Origin of the sequence: Flavobacterium cellulosilyticum (genome assembly GCF_004349355.1) — a bacterium.
Lineage (GTDB): Bacteria > Bacteroidota > Bacteroidia > Flavobacteriales > Flavobacteriaceae > Flavobacterium > Flavobacterium cellulosilyticum.
Genome location: NZ_SMFK01000011.1, coordinates 101,435 through 122,230, shown reverse-complemented (window position 1 = coordinate 122,230; position 20,796 = coordinate 101,435). Strand labels below are relative to the sequence as shown.

Here is a 20,796-nt window from a genome sequence, read left to right as displayed (position 1 = left end):
TCACTTTGGCTTCAAGCTCCATGATCTTTTGTTCTGGTGACTTTGACATAGTAAATGGTGTTTGATTTTCCCAATCAAAGTTACCGAATTTTTTTAGCCAATTAACAACAGTTGTTCTATTTTGAATGCCATAAGTCTTCGCAGCTTCTGTAACTGTGAGCTGACCTCGCTCAATTTCTTGAACAATTTGTAATTTAAAAGACATTGAGTAATCTTTTTGTGTTCGCTTAACATAGCGTGTTTCTTCATGTTTTTCCATTAGGATACTTTTTGTGTATCGCTATTTCAGGACGGGACATTAAGGACAAAAAAAATGCCGACATTTTATAATGCCGACAACATTTTAACTAACTAACCAAAACCATATAATAAATAACCAGTTTATTACATTACAAAGGTCATGTAGTATTTGGTTTTTTACTGTTAATGATTTGTTATAAGTTTGTTGCATATTAGTTAAGTTTTCGTTTGAAAATTAAAGTGTGTTTGATTTACTGAGCGGAAATTTTTAAAACAACCTGTTAAGAAATTTTCCTTTATTTTAAGAAATGGTAACACTGTGGCTAAAAGGGAAAGTTCGGACTGTGAAGCAGCATCAAAATTAGGCTAACCTATTCGTTTTTTTTGTATATCTATATGCAAATATTACTTTTAATTGCTCCTAATAGGTTCTGTAGATAAGAATTAATCTATTCCTGTAGTGCTTATAAAACGATATTTATTTGAAATTGATCTTTTATTTTGTTCTATTAAGGGAAAAAAAAATGCCGACACCCTATGGATGTCGGCAACTTATTTACTAACCAAAACCAAATAATAAATAACCAGTTTATTACACTGCAAAGATCATGTAGTTTTGGTTTTTTTGCTGTTAATGGTATGTTATAAGTTTGTTGTAGTTTCGTTAAGTTTTAATGGCACTATTTTTTAAAATTAGTATCCGATAAAATTAATTCTTTATAAAAGTACAGTCCCTAGGGGCCAAATCACATATTACAACTCTCTTACTACCAATATTTAACCTCTACGAAGTAAGCTCCGTTAGAGCAAAATATTGGTAGAAATAAATCAAGTCAATCTAATCCTATTGTCCTGTAGGGACTGTATCTATTGCGTTTTATCTATTGTGAAAAGATTTAATCGGACAACGATGATTTTTTAACTATAAATCACATCTTTATATCACTATTTCTTGTCTTGTAATGCAAAAACTTTTTTTAATACATCAGAAGTCCTAGAGTTTAAATCCGTTCTAATGTTTTTTTCTTCAACAGCTATCATTTTAAAAACGCCGTCAAGTGCTTTATTGGTTACATAATCCGTAATGTCTGGATTTACTTTTTGTACTAAAGGAAGTGTGTTGTATTTACTAATGAGGGATGCCCAAATAACGTCGGCTCCAACTTTTCCAATCGATGTTTGCACAACTGGACTAAATTTAGAATACAACGGAGAAAATGTTGAAGATTGTAAATAGGCAGTTGCTGCATTATCACTGCCCATTAAAATACTTTTAGCATCAGTAATAGTGATTTTTTTTATGGCATCAACAAAAATAGGTGTTGCTTCTCTTACAGCATCTTCAGCAGCACGATTTAATGCTCTAATACCATCATCGGCTAAACTTGACATTCCCATTTTGCGTAATGTACGGTCAACTTTTATCAATTCTTCTGGTATTAAAATCTTTATCGCTTCGTTTTTATAAAAACCATCGGTCTTGGTTAATTTCGAAACTTGTTCTGTTACACCTTTATTCAAGGCTTCTTTAAGTCCGGCAGCAATGTCCAAACTAGAGTTTGATTTTGTTAATATAGACGCTTGGTCCGCAGCTTTTTTAAGTAGATTATTGAATTGTGCTGTGCCTAAAAAAGGAATTAAAAGCAATAGTAAAAATGATTTTTTCATTATGTAAAGTAATTTTTAAAATGAGATGATAATTGCATTTACTGCAAAGTTGATGCCATCACTACTATTTAAGAAAAAACAACTGTTTTATTATTATACACCATTATTTTTCGTTCCGAGTGTAATTTAATAGCTCTTGCTAAAACCATCCGTTCCAGATCGCGTCCTTTCATAATGAAATCTTCAATAGAATGATTGTGTGCAACTCTAGAGATATCTTGCTCTATGATTGGACCTTCATCAAGTCCTTCGGTTACATAATGACTAGTAGCTCCGATAATTTTCACCCCACGTTCGAAAGCGGAATGGTAGGGTTTTGCACCAGGAAATGCGGGTAAAAACGAATGATGAATATTGATGATTTTGTTTTTATACTGCTCAATTACTTTTGGTGTTATAATCTGCATATAACGAGCTAGTACAATAAAATTAACTTCGAACTTCTTTAATATGTCGAGGTGTTCTAATTCTCCAGTTTCCTTATTTTCCTTTGTAAAAGGAATATGGAAAAAAGGAATATTGAATCGTTCAGCAACTGGTTTTAAGTCTTCGTGATTGCTAATAATCAAAGGGATTTCAAGTTCTAACTCACCAGCACAATAGCGACCTAATATATCATACAAACAATGATCGTATTTCGAAACAAACAAAGCCATTTTAGGTTTGTTTTCTTGTTGATACATATCCCAAGTCATATTTAAAGGATCGGCTAAATGGGTTTTAAAGTCATTTTTCATGGCTTCTAAATCCCATTTTTGTTTGTTGAATTCGCATTCCAAACGCATAAAAAATACATTTTCAATGGCGTCAACATGTTGGTCTAAATAGATAATATTACCGTCAATAGAGGCGATGTAATTTGTAACAGAAGCAATAATTGACTTTTGATCTTTGCAATGGATAAGTATAGTAATTTTTTGCATAATAGTATATTTTAATACAACTTTGTTTTGATTAAGATCTGCACCCTACAGAACTTCAAATAAATTGTATGTTATTTTTTGTCTTGCATTGCAAAAACCTGCTGTAATAATACGGAGGTTCTCGCATTCAAATTGGTTCTTATGTTTTTTTCTTCGACTCCAATCATTTTGAAAACGCCTACTAGAGCTTGATTGGTAACGTAATCAGTCAGGTCAGGATTTACTTTTTTAACGAATGGAATTACATTATATCTATTTATTATGTTGGCCCATACTTGGTCGGCTCCAACTTTAGAAAATGAATTTTTAATCACAGGATTAAATTTGCCATATAAAGAAGTTGTGGTAGCGTTTTGTAAATAGGTTGTTGCTGAGTTATTATTTCCCATCAAAATGGTTTTTGCATCAGTAAAGGAGATGTTTCTCACGGCATCAACAAAAATTGGGGTAGCTTCTTTCACTGCATCTTCGGCAGCACGATTAAGTACTTTTAGACCTTCATCGGCCAAGGAACCCAATCCAATTTTTCTCAAACTCGAATCTACATTTTTTAATTCTTCTGGTAGCAGTATTTTTACGGCTACGTTTTTATAAAAACCGTCAGTAGCAGTCAATTTTGTTACTTGTTTGGAAATACCGTTGTTCAGCGCTTCTTTAAGTCCACCCGAAATATCGATACCCATTCCTTGGGTTTGAGGAAATTGATTTAAAACTTGTTGCATTTCGGCGCAACCAGAAAAAGTGAACACTAATAGTAACAATATGATTTTTTTCATTCAATAAGATTTTAGGGTAAGATCGTTTTTAATTGCTTCAAAAATACTACTTATTCAATAATAAAACCATAATTTTATTTAACAATTAAAGCTATGAATTGTCGTCTATCACGAAATAAATTGCTCTTTTACTATTATATAGGCAAAAATATAATTGATTATTAAAAATAATTGTAAATTGCAGTGCTAAAATTATCATATTCATAAAATGGAAGTTATAAAACCGTATGTTCCCATAAATAAAGTTCGAATAGTAACTGCAGCATCACTTTTTGATGGTCATGATGCTGCTATTAATATAATGCGAAGAATTATTCAGTCCACAGGAGTAGAGGTGATTCATTTAGGTCATGACAGAAGTGTAGAAGAGGTAGTTAATACGGCCATTCAGGAGGATGCCAATGCAATTGCAATGACATCTTATCAAGGAGGGCACAATGAATATTTCAAATACATGCGTGATTTGCTTTGTGAAAAAGGAGCTTCTCATATCAAAATTTTTGGAGGAGGAGGAGGTGTTATTCTTCCAACTGAAATCGATGAGTTACAAGCGTATGGAATTACTAGGATATATTCACCTGATGATGGTAGAAAAATGGGTCTGCAAGGTATGATTAATGATTTGGTACGACTATCGGATTTTACTATTGGAGACCAACTTAATGACGAAATCAATCTTCTGGAAGAAAAAAATCCAAAAGCCATTGCCCGAATTATTTCCTCAGCAGAGAATTTTCCTGAAATTGCAACTTCAACATTGGATAAAATACAGCTCCTAAATAAGAATTGTAAAACACCTGTACTTGGTATTACGGGAACTGGAGGTGCTGGAAAATCATCGTTGGTTGATGAATTAGTGCGTCGTTTTCTGGTCGATTTTCCAACAAAAACTATTGGAATAATATCCGTAGATCCATCAAAACGAAAAACAGGGGGAGCATTATTGGGAGACAGAATCCGAATGAATGCCATTAATAATCCTAGAGTTTATATGCGATCCTTGGCCACTCGACAATCTAATTTGGCTTTATCAAAATATGTTGCCGATGCTATACAGGTGATAAAAGCAGCAAAATACGATCTGATTATTCTTGAAACTTCTGGAATAGGACAATCAGATACCGAAATCACGGATCATTCTGATGTTTCCTTATATGTCATGACGCCTGAATTTGGCGCAGCTACCCAATTGGAAAAAATCGACATGCTTGATTTTGCCGATTTGGTTGCTATAAATAAATTTGACAAACGAGGTTCACTCGATGCTTTGCGAGACGTGAAAAAACAGTACCAACGCAATCACAATCTTTGGGAATCAGATTTAAATACGTTGCCTGTTTTTGGTACAATCGCTTCTCAGTTTAATGATCCCGGGATGAATACTTTGTACAAATCGATAATGGATCAAATTCACGAGAAAACCAATTCCGATTTGAAATCGACATTTGAAATTTCACCAGAAATGAGTGAAAAAATCTTTGTGATTCCAACACATAGAACGCGTTATTTATCCGAAATTGCCGAAAGTAATCGGAAATACGATGCCGATGCGTTGAACCAAGAGCAAGTGGCTCAGAAGTTATACGGCATTTTCAAAACTATTGAATCCGTTTCAGGAAAAATTCCTGAATTAAACAAAATGGGAATCAATGATAATTCTGTTTTACCAAGTGTTATAGAAATGGAAAAGCCAGGTAGTGCCGAAGATAGAATTTTTCTCAATTTATTGCTCAATCAATTCGATAAGGTAAAAATGGATTTGGATCCTTATAATTGGGAGGTCATCTTGAATTGGAAAGAAAAAGTAAAAACATACAAAGAACCATTTTATACTTTTAAGGTTCGAAAAAAAGAAATCAAAATAGGCACGCACACGGAATCACTTTCGCATACGCAAATACCAAAAATAGCCTTGCCAAAATACCAAGCCTGGGGTGATCTATTGCGCTGGAACTTACAGGAAAATGTTCCTGGTGAATTTCCGTTTACTGCAGGATTGTATCCGTTTAAACGTGAAGGAGAGGATCCTTCTCGAATGTTTGCAGGCGAAGGCGGGCCAGAACGGACGAACAAACGATTTCATTATGTAAGTGCAGGTTTGCCAGCAAAACGACTTTCTACTGCTTTTGATAGCGTTACTTTGTATGGAAATGACCCTGATATTCGTCCTGATATTTATGGTAAAATTGGAAATGCAGGAGTTTCGATTTGTTGTCTTGACGATGCTAAAAAATTGTATTCTGGTTTCGATTTAGTCGATGCAATGACTTCGGTAAGTATGACTATTAATGGGCCTGCGCCAATGTTGCTTGGGTTTTTTATGAACGCCGCTATAGATCAACGTTGCGAAATGTATATCAAAGAAAATCAACTTGAAGATTCTGTTGAAGATAAAATTAAGGCAATTTATGCTAAAAATGGAACTGAACGTCCCCATTACCAAGGAGATTTGCCCGATGGAAACAATGGCTTGGGATTAATGCTCTTGGGAGTGACAGGAGACCAAGTTTTGCCTTTGGAAATCTATAATCAAATAAAAACACGAACACTTTCGAAAGTTCGAGGAACAGTGCAAGCAGATATTCTTAAAGAGGACCAAGCGCAAAACACTTGTATATTCTCGACAGAATTTGCTTTGCGATTAATGGGTGACGTTCAAGAATATTTCATCACAAACAAAATACAAAATTTTTATTCGGTTTCTATTTCGGGTTATCATATTGCCGAGGCAGGAGCAAACCCTATTTCACAATTGGCATTTACACTTTCGAATGGTTTTACTTATGTAGAATATTATTTGAGTCGTGGCATGAAAATCAATGATTTTGGACCTAATTTATCCTTCTTTTTCTCGAACGGAATTGACCCAGAATATGCTGTAATCGGTCGTGTGGCAAGAAAAATTTGGGCGAAAGCCATGAAAATTAAATATGGCGCCGACGAACGAGCGCAGATGTTGAAATACCACATTCAAACTTCGGGGCGTTCTCTTCATGCTCAGGAAATCGATTTTAATGATATTCGAACCACTTTGCAAGCACTATACGCTATTTATGACAATTGCAATTCCTTACATACCAATGCGTATGATGAGGCGATTACAACTCCAACCGAAGAAAGTGTGCGTCGGGCGATGGCAATTCAGTTGATAATTAATAAAGAATTAGGTTTGACGAAAAATGAAAACCCAATTCAAGGATCCTTTATTATCGAAGAATTAACTGACTTGGTAGAAGAGGCTGTTTTGCAGGAATTTGAGAGAATTAATGATCGTGGTGGCGTTCTTGGCGCTATGGAAACCATGTATCAAAGAAGTAAAATTCAGGAGGAAAGCTTGTATTATGAAACTTTAAAACATACGGGTGAATTCCCGATAATTGGAGTGAATACTTTTTTGAGTTCGAAAGGTTCACCCACCATTATTCCAGCTGAGGTAATTCGGGCGACCAATGACGAAAAACAATTCCAAATCAAGATGTTAGCAAATTTGCACCAAACCAATCAAGATAAAGTAACAGAGCAGTTGAGTTTATTAAAAATAGCATCCATACAAAACGAAAACTTATTCGAATATTTAATGGAAGCCACGAAGGTTTGTTCTTTGGGGCAAATCACCAATGCTTTGTTTGAAGTTGGCGGTCAGTATAGAAGAAATATGTAAGTAGAGAACCGCTTTTTGCATTACCAGAAATAGCTGAATCGATTATCCCGTTTTTTTGGGGAATCTTGGTGAAATTTTGTTTAAAATGAATATGTTAATTTTTTTTACTGAATTTTGCATTCCAAAAAAATATATAAATCACTTATCTTGCTTTTAGTTGGTCTTTGTATTTTTTATTAGAGTATTACAGGAATATTATATCTACTTTTTGAATTAAATAAAATATATAATAAATGCATTTAAATAGACTTTAAATAGGTGATTTATTAAAATATTTTATTTTAATAAAATTCTTTCTAAATTATAAAAACTAAAGCAGATAATTCTTGTTATGTATTGATAATCAGCATGTAAGATTCGTAAATCTATTCTCATAATGTCTAAAAATAAATATATTTAACATAACCACAACTTTTCACAAACAATTGATAATCAATGCATTAAGACAAATGTTTTTATAATTAAAATTTATCTTATTTTTTAATATAAATTTTTCTCATAAATTTATTAGACTATTTAATAAAATTAATAAGTAGTTAATTTTAAAATTATGAAAAGTATAATTATTTCAAATTTTAAACCTATTCTGGTTAATAAATCAATTGACCAGGCCAAACTTAATCAATATACTAAGTTTTTATATTATCATTTTCAAAATCTTCCAAAATTAAATAAATTGGGAACTCTTAAAAAAGAGGAGGAATTAGTTAGTTTTGAACTTATATCTGATCATGTTGACAAGTATTCTGTTTCTTCAGAAAATATTAATAAGAGGCAATGTACTATTTTTGAAGAAGTTGAGGATTTTATCGAAAAAATAATGGATGTTACTTCTCCACTAGAGTATCATTTTCCAATTGGATTTGAAGTAATTGAGGGAAATCATTATGGGCCAAAGATTGAAGTTCGTATGGAATGGTTCAAAAAAAAAATGGGTTATGTTTTTGATCAATTTTATTCTAATGTGATTTCAAGACCTGAAAATCTCTTACATGTTACGTGTTCTGGTTATTCTTCACCCAGTGTAGCACAGGAAGCGGTTATAGAAAGAAATTGGAATACAGTTCAGGTTACCCATTCTTATCATATGGGATGTTACGGAGCCTTTCCTGCAATTCGTACAGCGAGCAGCTTGATATGCGCTAGTCAAATAAACGGAAGAGCAGACATTGTTCATACCGAATTATTATCTGCGCACTTAAATTTAACGGAGTTCTCTCCAGCAAATACCATGATATGTTCCCTTTTTGCGGATGGTTTTATAGGCTATTCTTTGTATGAAGAAAATGCATTTATGAATGATGATTCGATTCAAGAGAAAAAAGGACTTCGAATTATCGCTATGCACGAAGTTATCATACCTGATTCATTAGAAGATATGTCTTGGGATTTAGGAGAATATAATTTTTTGATGACACTTTCTAAACGAGTTCCTGTTTTCATTCGTAAAAACATTAAATCTTTTTTAACCACTCTTTGTAATAAAGGAAATATTAATTTTGAAGAACAAAAGGCTATGATACATTTTGCTATTCATCCAGGTGGCCCTAAAATTATTGATTATGTAGTAAAAGAAGTAGGAGTATTGAAAGATCAGGCTCGTTGGTCTTATGATGTATTATTTCATCATGGAAATATGTCATCTGCAACAATACCACATGTTTTTAATAAAATAGCAAATGACCCAACTATAAAATCCGGCACGAAAATAGTAGCGATGGCTTTTGGTCCTGGTCTTACTGCCACAGGATTACTTCTTGAGAAAATATGATTTTTAATAAGGAATAGAGTTTATCAATATTCTTTTTTATGACGGTTTTTTTTAAATTGATCATTTTTTTTACTTCGATATCACCAAATTTTTCTTGATATAAAAATACTCATTTCTAATACAGATAGAATAAACTATGACTATGTGTATGTATTAAATTGTTATTTCCTTTTATATATCATGATTAATATTTACATAAAATTTAATATTAATCTTGATATTGAAGTTTTAGTTTAAATAGTCATTTTTATACTGTAAATAAATCATTTCTAACTTAAATATTACTTATCGTCTTAAATTACTGATTCTCTTTTTTATTCTTTTTTTTGATTAAATAGAGAAAGTTAGCTAAGTTTTTTGTTTTATTGGTTTTTTAAATTTTTTTTACAAAAGCATTAACACGTAAATAGCTGATAATAAACATAATATAAAGTTATTTTGTTTTTTAAATCATAATAACTATGTAATTGTATTCTTAGTCAATGTGTTTTTAATCGAGTAATAACGTCTTTAATCTGCTTTACATGTAATTTTTTTCAATAGTTTACTTATTTCAGTAAATTTATCTAGTACTTTTTTAAACAAATTATTGGTTTTTAAAAAGGGCTAAATTCGATGGAATAAAATAAGTTATAATTTATTTTTATAGTCTGGTATTTTGCAAAGGTTATACTTCAATTAGACGTTTTTGAAGTTGGTCGAATAGCTGTCGGTGGAATTTTTAATTTTAAAATGTCATACAGTTTTTTACTTGTTTAATATTGATTTCATTTCTTTAAAGCTTTTTAAATTAAATGTAGCATTTTTAGTCTTTGTTGAAAAAAAATGGTATTTCCAACACAGTATATTTTTTTTGACGATGGTAAACTTCATAAATTCTTTTTTATGAAGGTGTGTGGATTTCTATGAATTTTAGTGTTCCAGTGTATAAGAATCCTTATTTTCTAATATTAGGGTGTTAATACTATATTGTATGAAGCAAAAAAAAATAGATTATTCGAAACCCAAATTCTAGCTATACTTATTTGATTAATACTATGGTCTTAAAACCAAATTATTATGAAAAAATTTATATGTAATTCAAGAAAAAGTGTACAATACAATTGGCACACTTTCCGCTGCTGTCTCACAGCAGCCTTTACGAGTCATAAATTGATGACATCTATTAATCAACGATCCAGACTACTACTCAATTATTGGCAGCAGTCACTTGTAACGCCGCTATTATTTGCGACTATCTTTATGACGTTTTATACGGGTAATGCTCAAAATATTTTAGGAACTGCACCAGTACAAACTCCTTTAGGAGGCTTTGGTGTTGATGGGAATGCATTTGTTAAATATCCTGGTGATACAGCTCCATATGCAGGAGACTTTTTATTCGAGAATTTCTCGGCTCCTATCACAGCAAATCCAGGAGGATTGTTTGTTCCTATTCCACCCACTTACACTTATCCTGCAGACACTGCATTACCTGATGCATTTTATGTTAATCCAGGATTCACTACCTTTTACAGAGATAATATAACTAATGAAGACCCTACTATTTTTACGGGTACAAATAAGATAGATTATAATGTAACTGATATGCATTGGGGGATGGGGTCTTCACCAAACAAAAATGAAATTCAAAATGCAATTGCTCACTTTACTTTTGGAAGTACTGCTCTAGGCGGAAACCCAAATGATTTGTGGATGGTTTTCGCTGCAGACCGTCAAGTAACAGAAGGGAGCAGTTATATTGATTTTGAGATTCTTCAAAAAGGACTTTACATGACCAAAACAGGCACTGATAGTAAAGGGTTTGATTTTGGAAACTTTACCTCTGATGCGGGCACTCCTAGTGGGCGAACCGTTGGGGATCTTCTAATAACAATTGAGTTTACTCAAGGAGGAGCAGCCGCAAATGTTGTTGTTAGAAAATGGAACGGAACCGAATATATTCAATTTACCCCTCCCGCAGGTAGTGTTTATGGTACTAATAATTTTGTAGAAACTTTGGTGCCTTATCCAGTATATAATCAAGCACCTGTTTCTACTAGTCCTAATTTGTGGGCTTATGCACCAAATCAATGGGCAGAAGGGGCTGTAAATGTGAGTAGTTTTTTTGGAGCCGGAAATGCTTGTTTTAAAATTAGTACTTTGTTTGTGAGAACTAGAACTTCAGGTTCTTCAGGAAATTCAGAATTAAAGGATTTTCCAGGAGCACCTTTTCAGTTGAATTTAGATCTTAGACCGCCTGCTCCATTAGCTGGTCCCAATTCTATTTGTGGTACAGGTACAGTTAGTTTAACAGCTTCTGGTTGTAATGGAGGTACACTTAAATGGTATGCAACTGCAAACAGTACTGCTGTTCTTGGTACTGGTTCACCATTTGTTACACCTTCAATAAGTTCAACGACTTCCTATTTCGTTTCATGTACAAACGCTGCAGGTTGTGAAGGAGCAAGAGCAGAAGTAATTGCTACTGTGAATCCTTTGCCACTGGCACCAACCGGTACAGATGTAACAGCATGTTTTGACAATACCGCAAAAACTGGATCTGCAACAGCAGCTGCAGGACAGACTATTGTATGGTACACTGCTGCAACAGGAGGCACTGTTACAACAGCACCTTCTAGAACTGCTGTCGGATCTTCTTCGGCTTATGCCGGAGCTAAGGTTACAGCCACAGGTTGTGAAGGACCACGTACATTGGTAACCGTTACAATCAATCCTTTACCACTGGCACCATCTGGTACCGACGTAACAGCTTGTTTTGACAATACTGCAAAAACTGGATCTGCAACAGCAGGCGCAGGGGAGACCGTTGTATGGTACACTGCCGCAACAGGAGGAACAGTAACAACAGCCCCTTCTAGAACTACAGTTGGAACTTCTTCAGCTTATGCCGGAGCCAAGATTACAGCCACAGAATGTGAAGGACCGCGTACATTGGTAACCGTTACAATCAATGCTTTGCCACTTGCACCATCTGGTACCGACGTAACAGCTTGTTTTGACAATACCGCAAAAACTGGATCTGCAACAGCAGGCGCAGGGGAGACTGTTGTATGGTACACTGCCGCAACAGGTGGCACTGTAACAACTGCTCCTTCCAGAACTGCAGTTGGATCTTCTTCAGCCTATGCAGGAGCTAAGGTTACAGGCACAACTTGTGAAGGACCACGAACACTGGTTACCGTTACAATTAATCCTTTACCACTTGCACCATCTGGTACCGACGTAACAGCTTGTTTTGACAATACTGCAAAAACTGGATCTGCAACAGCAGGCGCAGGGGAAACCGTGGTATGGTACACTGCCGCAACTGGAGGTACAGTAACAACAGCCCCTTCCAGAACTGCAGTTGGAACTTCTTCAGCTTATGCCGGAGCCAAGATTACAGCCACAGAATGTGAAGGACCACGAACACTGGTAACCGTTACAATCAATCCTTTACCACTTGCACCATCTGGTACCGACGTAACAGCTTGTTTTGACAATACTGCCAAAACGGGATCTGCAACAGCAGGCGCAGGGGAAACCGTTGTATGGTACACTGCCGCAACTGGAGGTACAGTAACAACAGCCCCTTCCAGAACTGCAATTGGAACTTCTTCAGCTTATGCCGGAGCCAAGATTACAGCCACAGGTTGTGAAGGACCACGTACATTGGTAACAGTTATAATCAATTTATTACCATCAGCACCAACAGGTACTGATGTAACAGCTTGTTTTGACAATACCGCCAAAACTGGATCTGCAGCAGCAGGCGCAGGGGAGACCGTTGTATGGTATACTGCCGCAACAGGAGGAACAGTAACAACAGCCCCTTCCAGAACTGCAGTTGGATCTTCTTCAGCCTATGCCGGTGCTAAGGTTACAGGTACAACTTGTGAAGGACCACGAACACTGGTTACCGTTACAATTAATCCTTTACCACTTGCACCATCTGGTACCGACGTAACAGCTTGTTTTGACAATACTGCAAAAACGGGATCTGCAACAGCAGGCGCAGGGGAAACCGTGGTATGGTACACTGCCGCAACTGGAGGTACAGTAACAACAGCCCCTTCTAGAACTACAGTTGGAACTTCTTCAGCTTATGCCGGAGCCAAGATTACAGCCACAGAATGTGAAGGACCGCGTACATTGGTAACCGTTACAATCAATCCTTTACCACTTGCACCATCTGGTACCGACGTAACAGCTTGTTTTGACAATACTGCCAAAACGGGATCTGCAACAGCAGGCGCAGGGGAAACCGTTGTATGGTACACTGCCGCAACTGGAGGTACAGTAACAACAGCCCCTTCTAGAACTACAGTTGGAACTTCTTCAGCTTATGCCGGAGCCAAGATTACAGCCACAGGTTGTGAAGGACCACGTACATTGGTAACAGTTATAATCAATTTATTACCATCAGCACCAACAGGTACTGATGTAACAGCTTGTTTTGACAATACCGCCAAAACTGGATCTGCAACAGCAGGCGCAGGGGAGACCGTTGTATGGTATACTGCCGCAACAGGAGGAACAGTAACAACAGCCCCTTCCAGAACTGCAGTTGGATCTTCTTCAGCCTATGCAGGAGCCAAGATTACAGGTACAACTTGTGAAGGGCCACGTACATTGGTAACCGTTACAATCAATGCTTTACCACTTGCACCATCAGGTATTGACGTAACAGCTTGTTTTGACAATACCACCAAAACTGGATCTGCAACAGCAGGCGCAGGGGAAACCGTTGTATGGTACACTGCCGCAACAGGTGGCACTGTAACAACAGCCCCTTCTAGAGCTGCAGTTGGGTCTTCTTCAGCCTATGCCGGAGCCAAGATTACAGCAACAGGATGTGAAGGGCCACGTACACTGGTAACCGTTACAATCAATCCTTTACCAATTTTGGTTATTACAAATCCACAAAAAGTTTGTGAAGGTGTGAGTGTTGATTTAACAGCAGCAGCCGTTACAGCTGGAAGCACATTAGAAGGTGGTGCTTTGAGCTATTGGACCGATGCCGCAGCAACAATTTCGCTTGGAACTCCAGCTGCAGTAATAGCTTCTGGAACCTTTTATATCAAGGTAATGACAAGTTCAGGATGTATGGATATAAAACCAGTGATGGTTACAACAGAAATTTGTGGAGGACCATTATGTACTTATACTCAGGGGTATTATGGTAATTCAGGTGGTATGTCCTGTGCTGGTGAAGGTCTTCCACTGTATACAACTACAGGCTTAATTACAAAAGCTTTGAATTATTATGGTGGTACAATGATTGTAGGATCTGGATTGAATACAGTTTCTATAAGTTCCCCAAGCTGCGTTATTAATGTGATGCCAGGAGGAGGTGGAAGTTTTGTATTAACAGGTGCATATAATATCTGTAATTTGCCTGCTTCTTATTTGAGAAAAGGTAGAATAAACAATACCGCATTGGCACAAACTATCGCCTTAGGACTTAATATTGGTATCAATTCTAAATTGGGTGATTTTGTTCTACAATCAGGAACATTAGCAACTGCTGCACTTAATGGAGGTTGTGGTAGTTTAACTGCAAAACCTAGAAGTTGTTCAGCAGAAGGATATACTCCAGTAATTAATGAGTATTTATATACTACTATACCATCAGTTGTAGATCTTTTACCTTTACCTAATAGAACAGTTCAAGGATTATATGCTATGTTAAATAAAGCACTAGGAGGCGAAGCGCTACCTGCTGGTATCACATTGGGTGCTTTAGCAAGTGCGGCTGATGCAATCAACAATGCTTTTGATGAATGTAGAATTTCTATGGGTTACGAGCAAATACCTTTAGTTTGTAATGCAAGTGATCCACAATGTTTCGTAGCATTTGAAGTGCCAATTGTCAACAATCAGCTTACAATTAAATATAAATTTGCTTATGTTTCTGATGTAACAATTGATGTATTTGATATTTCTGGAAATAAAGTGTTTTCTAAATTAGATAACAATAGTTATCTTGATAAAGAAGTCTCAATTAACTATAATTTCAATACCGGTACTCAAAAAGTTTACATTGTACGAGTAACAACTAAACTTGGACATAGTGAACAAAAAGTGATGTCTTCTTTTTAATAAATTTAATTAATAATTAATAATTTTAAAGCTAAAGCATCCCGAAATATTCGGGATGCTTTTTGTTTGTTTAACTAAATTTAATACTATAATAATCAAATAGAACTTGTTTATGCTGCATATATAATAAGTCTGTAGTTGGTATTGTGATTGTGTAATTAATTAATTTTAATTAATTTTTCACGAAAAAACTTTTTTGGTTTGGTTTTTGAAATAAACAATATGAACTCATAAAAATATAAAATCATGAAAAAGATAATTACACTTTTAGCCGTTGTAGGAATGTTTACTTTTCAAAGTTGCACTACGACAACAGATTCGAACTATGTTGATAATGATACTATTAGTACAGTGTTTGAAAACAAGATACCTTTTAACTTTACATCTACTAATGGGTATAAAGTAAAATTTATTTTCCCTAATACCATAATTTCGTCCGATATGGTATTAGTTTATCGATTATCAGGCTCATCAAATGGAAATGATTTGTGGGAGTTTTTGCCTGAGACGCATTATTTTGCAGATGGGACAAGGAATTTTAGTTTTAATTTTGACTTTACTCAAAATGATGTTCAAATTTATTTAGAGGGTAATAATTTGCAAACGGTTGGAGGTGAATTTAGATTGAATCAAACTTTTCGATTTGTAGTTGTTCCGGCTAATCTTATTTATGGAGTAGATAAAAACAATTATGTTTCGGTTATGGCTGCGATAAACAGTAATGAAAATAAAGTGCAAACGATAAATTTCTAAATTAAATAGAAAGTTGACATAGAAAAAGGAAATCACTCGATTTCCTTTTTTTTATGCTTATTCGTTAAAGTTAGACAGTATCTTCTTTGTTTCTTTTTAAAGAGACAAGAATTCCTATTAATAATGAAAGCGCTATGAAAGTTAATGAAATCCATTCAGGAAAGTCAATAAAATCATGAAGCAGCATTTTAATCCCTACAAAACTCAAAATAGCAATTAAACTGTATTCTAAATAGCTGAATCTTTCCAGCATGTGAGACAAGAAAAAATACATGGAACGCAATCCTAAAATAGCAAAAATATTAGAACTAAATACTAAAAACGGATCTGAAGTAATTGCTAAAATTGCTGGTACACTATCTAAAGCAAAAACAACATCCATTACTTCAATAACAATAAGTGCAACAAATAATGGTGTTGCGGCAGTAATGTGTCTTCTTTTTACAAAAAAATGTTCACCATCGATGTGAGTTGTAATAGGAACTATTTTTCGTAATGTCTTGTAAACAAAAGATTTTCTTGGTTCAAATTTTTCGTCTTCTTTGGTGAATAACATTTTAACGGCAGTGAAAATCAAGAAAACGCCAAAAATATAAGTAGTCCAAATAAATTTATGGATTAGCAGTACTCCAAAATAAATCATTAAACCTCGAAAAAGGATGGCGCCCAAGATTCCCCAAAACAAGACCCGATGTTGGTATTTTTGAGGGATTTTAAAAGCAGAAAAAATAATAGCAATAACAAAAATATTGTCGACACTTAATGATAATTCAATTAAATATCCAGTGAGGTATTTTATGGAAGCTGCAGCAGGTTTTAAATTATCAGGATTTGATATGTAATTGTTGCTATACAGCCAATATATTATTCCAGAAAACAGAAACGATAAAGTTACCCATATAGCAGTCCATTTGCTTGCTTCTTTTGTACTAATGATATGGGGTGTTTTATTGAAAACACCTAAATCTAGAGCGAGAAATAGAAATATAGCAGCTAAAAATGAAATCCAGACAATCATTAGTGAAGTGTTTTTAATGTAAAGCAAAGATACTTTTTGATTGGATACATTCTGCTATTTCAATTAAAATAAAAGTATTTTTTAAAATAGTTAGTATAAAAAAAGTGCTTTCATTTCCGAAAGCACTTTTTAATATAGTATTATGTGGGAGTTATAAAGCTGATTTTACAGTTTTGATAATTCTTGCAGCAATTTTGTATGGGTCACCATTTGAAGCTGGTCTTCTGTCTTCTAAATATCCTTTCCAACCATGTTGAACGGTATATAAAGGGATTCTGATTGAAGCTCCTCTATCTGAAATTCCATAAGAGAAATCGTGGATAGAAGCAGTTTCGTGTTTACCAGTTAAACGTTGTTCATTGTAAGCTCCGTAAACTGCAATGTGTTCTTCAACAACTGGACGGAAAGCTTCACAAATTTTATCGTAAATTGCTTTGTCACCACAAGTTCTTAGAACTTCGTTAGAGAAGTTAGCATGCATACCTGAACCATTCCAGTCAGTATCACCTAATGGTTTTGGGTGGTAATCAATATAGTAACCGTATTTTTCAGTCAAACGATCTAATAAATATCTAGCAACCCAGATTTCATCACCTGCTTTTTTAGCTCCTTTTGCGAATAATTGAAATTCCCATTGTCCACAAGCAACTTCTTGATTAATTCCTTCAAAGTTAAGTCCAGCAGCAATACATAAATCTGCATGTTCTTCAACTAAAGTTCTTCCATGTGTATTTTTTCCACCTACAGAACAGTAGTACATACCTTGAGGTGCAGGATATCCACCAACAGGGAATCCTAAAGGCAATAAAGTTTTAGTGTCCATGATGAAATATTCTTGTTCAAAACCAAACCAGAAATCATCATTGTCATCATTTATAGTTGCTCTTCCGTTTGATGGGTGTGGAGTTCCATCTGCAAACATAACTTCAGACATTACTAAGTATCCATTAATACGAGTTGGATCTGGATAGATTGCAACAGGTACTAATAAACAGTCAGAAGATCCACCTTCTGCTTGTTTAGTTGAAGATCCGTCAAAAGACCAGTTACCAATTTCTGCTATCGTTCCTTGAAAATTTTCGTGTTCTTCAACTTTAGTTTTACTTCTAAGATTTTGTGTTGGTTCATAACCATCTAACCAAAGGTATTCTAACTTTATTTTAGCCATAATATAATAAATTAATTTTTTTTTGATATTCAAATGCAAATATAGTTTAAATTAACTTTGGGGAAAAATTGAGGGGTGTTTTTTATTTAATTGACTTTAATTTTTCATAAAAGTGTATTTATATGGGGGTGTTAATAAAAATTAATAGATTTTTTAAGTTAAAAAAAACAATTTCGTAATGTGTTGAATTTTAATTTTAAGAATAATTAAGAATTTTAATGATAAATAATTTAAATGGGTCGCTTTTTATAATTTTTGAAATTTACAAATATAAATTAGACTCCTATTTTACTTTTTAATCCTTAACTTTTTTATTTTTTTTGAATTGTAAATAAATGGCAATATGTTAAATAGATATACTAATACTTATATATTTTTTATATTTGCTTCTATTAGTAAGGGGAATTATAAATTCAACAAAAGCAATTATTATGGCAATATTACGTTTTCAAGCGTTGAAAAAAGCTTCAAGTAGAAAACCGGTAAAATTTGAAGAGACCGATAGGAAATCAACTATTTTTGGTTCAAATGTATTTAATGATAAGGCAATGAAGCAATATTTGACTTCAGATGCTTTAAAAGGGGTGCAAGGAGCTATTCAACATGGGACTAAAATAGATAGAAAACTAGCTGATTATATCGCTATGGGAATGAAAGAATGGGCGCTATCGAAAGGGGTGACTCATTATACACACTGGTTTCAGCCACTAACAGGAACAACTGCAGAAAAACATGATGCTTTTTTTGAAACTTCTTATGATGGTAGCGATCCTGTAGAAAAATTCGGTGGAGGACAATTGGTTCAACAAGAACCTGATGCGTCCAGTTTTCCAAATGGTGGAATCAGAAATACATTCGAAGCAAGAGGATATACAGCTTGGGATCCAACCTCTCCAGCGTTCATTTATGGGACGACTTTATGTATTCCTACTGTGTTTATTTCCTACACTGGCGAAGCATTAGACAATAAAATTCCATTGTTAAGAGCATTATCTGCAATTGATGAAGCAGCAACCGAAGTTTGTAAATATTTTGACAAAAATGTTAAAAAAGTTACTGCAACATTGGGTTGGGAACAAGAATATTTTTTGGTCGATAGTGCATTAGCAAATTCTCGTCCGGATCTTGTTATGACAGGAAGAACATTACTAGGTCATACTTCTGCAAAAGGACAACAATTAGATGATCATTATTTTGGGTCTATTCCAAGTCGTGCCTTAACTTACATGAGAGATTTAGAACAAGAATGTATGTTGCTTGGAATTCCAGTAAAAACACGTCATAACGAAGTAGCTCCCAATCAATTTGAGTTGGCGCCTATTTTCGAAGAAACCAATCTTGCTGTCGATCACAATTGCTTATTAATGGATGTGATGCAAAAAGTAGCCGAACGTCATGACTTGAAAGTTTTACTTCATGAAAAACCCTTCAAAGGTGTAAATGGTTCAGGGAAACACAACAACTGGTCATTGGCAACTGATACTGGCGTAAACTTGTTGAGTCCTAGTAAAACACCAATGAGCAATTTACAGTTTTTGACCTTTTTTATTAATACAATTAAAGCAGTAAATGATTATGAATCCTTACTAAGAGGTGCGATTGCAACTGCAAGTAATGATCATAGATTAGGTGCAAATGAAGCGCCACCAGCAATTATATCCGTATTTATTGGAGAACAATTGACTAAAGTATTGGCTGAATTAGAAGGGGTGACAAAAGGAAAATTATCGCCTGAGGAAAAAACCGATTTGAAATTAAATGTTGTAGGTAAAATTCCAGATGTACTTCTTGATAATACGGATAGAAATAGAACCTCGCCATTTGCCTTCACAGGAAATAAATTTGAATTTAGAGCTGTAGGTTCATCTGCAAATTGCTCTAATGCGATGACTACTTTGAATACCATTGTAGCCAAACAATTGAAGGATTTCAAGATTGAAGTTGATACATTGATTGAAACTAAAGAATTAAAAAAAGACGAAGCCATCTTTAATGTGTTGAGAGAATATATTAAAGTTTCCAAAAAAATCCTATTTGAAGGCGATGGATATAGCGAAGCATGGGAAAAAGAAGCAGCTAAAAGAGGATTAAGCAATTTCAAAACTACTCCTGAAGCATTGAAAGCTAGAGCCTCAAAACAAGCTTTGGACTTGTTCTCAGAAATGGGAATTATGAATCAAATTGAAGTGGAAGCGCGTTACGAAATTGAATTGGAGGAGTACACTAAGAAAATCCAAATTGAAGGTAGAGTTTTAGGTGATCTTTCTCAAAATCATGTAATTCCAACAGCAATTCGCTATCAAAACACTTTAATAGAAAATGTAAAAGGATTAAAAGAAATTTTTGGCGACGAATATAAAAACCTTGCCAAAGAACAAATTATCTTAATACGGGAAGTTTCTGGTCATATTGAAGGAATTAATTCTAAAGTGGAAGAAATGACAAACGAAAGAAAAAAAGCAAACCAATTAAGTGATGCGCAAGTTATGGCTGAAGCTTATTGCAATAATGTGAAACCATATTTTGACGAAATTAGGAATCACTGTGATAAGTTGGAGTTGTTAGTAGATGACGAATCATGGACACTTACTAAATATAGAGAATTATTGCTTACTAAATAAGAATAACTTTCAATTTATAATATGCCTATCCAATTTTGGATAGGCATATTTTTTTGAAAAATTTGAAGGATAATTTTTAATATACTTAAATGGTTTTTAACGTAATGTTAGTA

General features: G+C 34.4%; 11 protein-coding genes. 5 read left to right on the top strand and 6 right to left on the bottom strand.

Features of this window, described 5'->3' with window-relative positions:
• The 4 genes from E0F76_RS14620 to E0F76_RS14605 all read right to left on the bottom strand — a co-directional run.
• On the bottom strand, nt 1-259 hold a 259-nt coding region (locus tag E0F76_RS14620), incomplete at its 3' end, for a helix-turn-helix domain-containing protein (RefSeq protein WP_132007667.1).
• A gap of 926 nt (nt 260-1,185) precedes the next feature.
• Nucleotides 1,186-1,908 carry a DUF4197 domain-containing protein gene (locus E0F76_RS14615; protein ID WP_132007664.1) on the bottom strand — a complete coding sequence of 241 codons (723 nt, stop codon included), beginning with the start codon at nt 1,906-1,908 and terminating at the stop codon, nt 1,186-1,188.
• A 68-nt stretch (nt 1,909-1,976) separates the two neighbouring features.
• Entirely contained in the window at nt 1,977-2,831 is an 855-nt protein-coding gene (purU, locus tag E0F76_RS14610) for a formyltetrahydrofolate deformylase (protein WP_132007661.1), read from the bottom strand.
• Nucleotides 2,832-2,902: 71 nt separating this feature from the next.
• Nucleotides 2,903-3,607: a DUF4197 domain-containing protein gene (locus E0F76_RS14605; RefSeq protein WP_132007658.1), complete on the bottom strand. Its 705-nt coding sequence runs from the start codon at nt 3,605-3,607 to the stop codon at nt 2,903-2,905.
• A gap of 208 nt (nt 3,608-3,815) precedes the next feature.
• Here E0F76_RS14605 and E0F76_RS14600 point away from each other — a divergent pair, with 208 nt between their 5' ends.
• The 4 genes from E0F76_RS14600 (at nt 3,816) to E0F76_RS14585 (ending at nt 15,876) form a co-directional block, all read left to right on the top strand.
• Nucleotides 3,816-7,268: a methylmalonyl-CoA mutase family protein gene (locus tag E0F76_RS14600; RefSeq protein WP_132007655.1), complete on the top strand. Its 3,453-nt coding sequence runs from the start codon at nt 3,816-3,818 to the stop codon at nt 7,266-7,268.
• A gap of 550 nt (nt 7,269-7,818) precedes the next feature.
• Nucleotides 7,819-9,039 carry a 3-oxoacyl-[acyl-carrier-protein] synthase III C-terminal domain-containing protein gene (locus E0F76_RS14595; RefSeq protein WP_132007652.1) on the top strand — a complete coding sequence of 407 codons (1,221 nt, stop codon included), beginning with the start codon at nt 7,819-7,821 and terminating at the stop codon, nt 9,037-9,039.
• A 1,059-nt stretch (nt 9,040-10,098) separates the two neighbouring features.
• Nucleotides 10,099-15,123, top strand: a complete 5,025-nt coding sequence (locus E0F76_RS14590; protein WP_132007649.1) for an Ig-like domain-containing protein — start codon at nt 10,099-10,101, stop codon at nt 15,121-15,123.
• Between the two features lie 246 nt (nt 15,124-15,369).
• Complete coding sequence (locus E0F76_RS14585; RefSeq protein WP_132007646.1) at nt 15,370-15,876, top strand: hypothetical protein; 507 nt, start codon at nt 15,370-15,372, stop codon at nt 15,874-15,876.
• Nucleotides 15,877-15,946: 70 nt separating this feature from the next.
• Here E0F76_RS14585 and E0F76_RS14580 read toward each other — a convergent pair whose 3' ends face one another.
• The gene (locus tag E0F76_RS14580; protein ID WP_132007643.1) at nt 15,947-16,894 is read right to left on the bottom strand and encodes a TerC family protein; all 948 of its coding nucleotides are present in this window, start codon (nt 16,892-16,894) and stop codon (nt 15,947-15,949) included.
• Nucleotides 16,895-17,045: 151 nt separating this feature from the next.
• The gene (locus E0F76_RS14575; protein ID WP_132007640.1) at nt 17,046-18,062 is read right to left on the bottom strand and encodes a glutamine synthetase beta-grasp domain-containing protein; all 1,017 of its coding nucleotides are present in this window, start codon (nt 18,060-18,062) and stop codon (nt 17,046-17,048) included.
• Nucleotides 18,063-18,493: 431 nt separating this feature from the next.
• Here E0F76_RS14575 and E0F76_RS14570 point away from each other — a divergent pair, with 431 nt between their 5' ends.
• The gene (locus E0F76_RS14570) at nt 18,494-20,683 is read left to right on the top strand and encodes a glutamine synthetase III family protein (RefSeq protein WP_132007637.1); all 2,190 of its coding nucleotides are present in this window, start codon (nt 18,494-18,496) and stop codon (nt 20,681-20,683) included.
• Nucleotides 20,684-20,796: the final 113 nt, after the last annotated feature.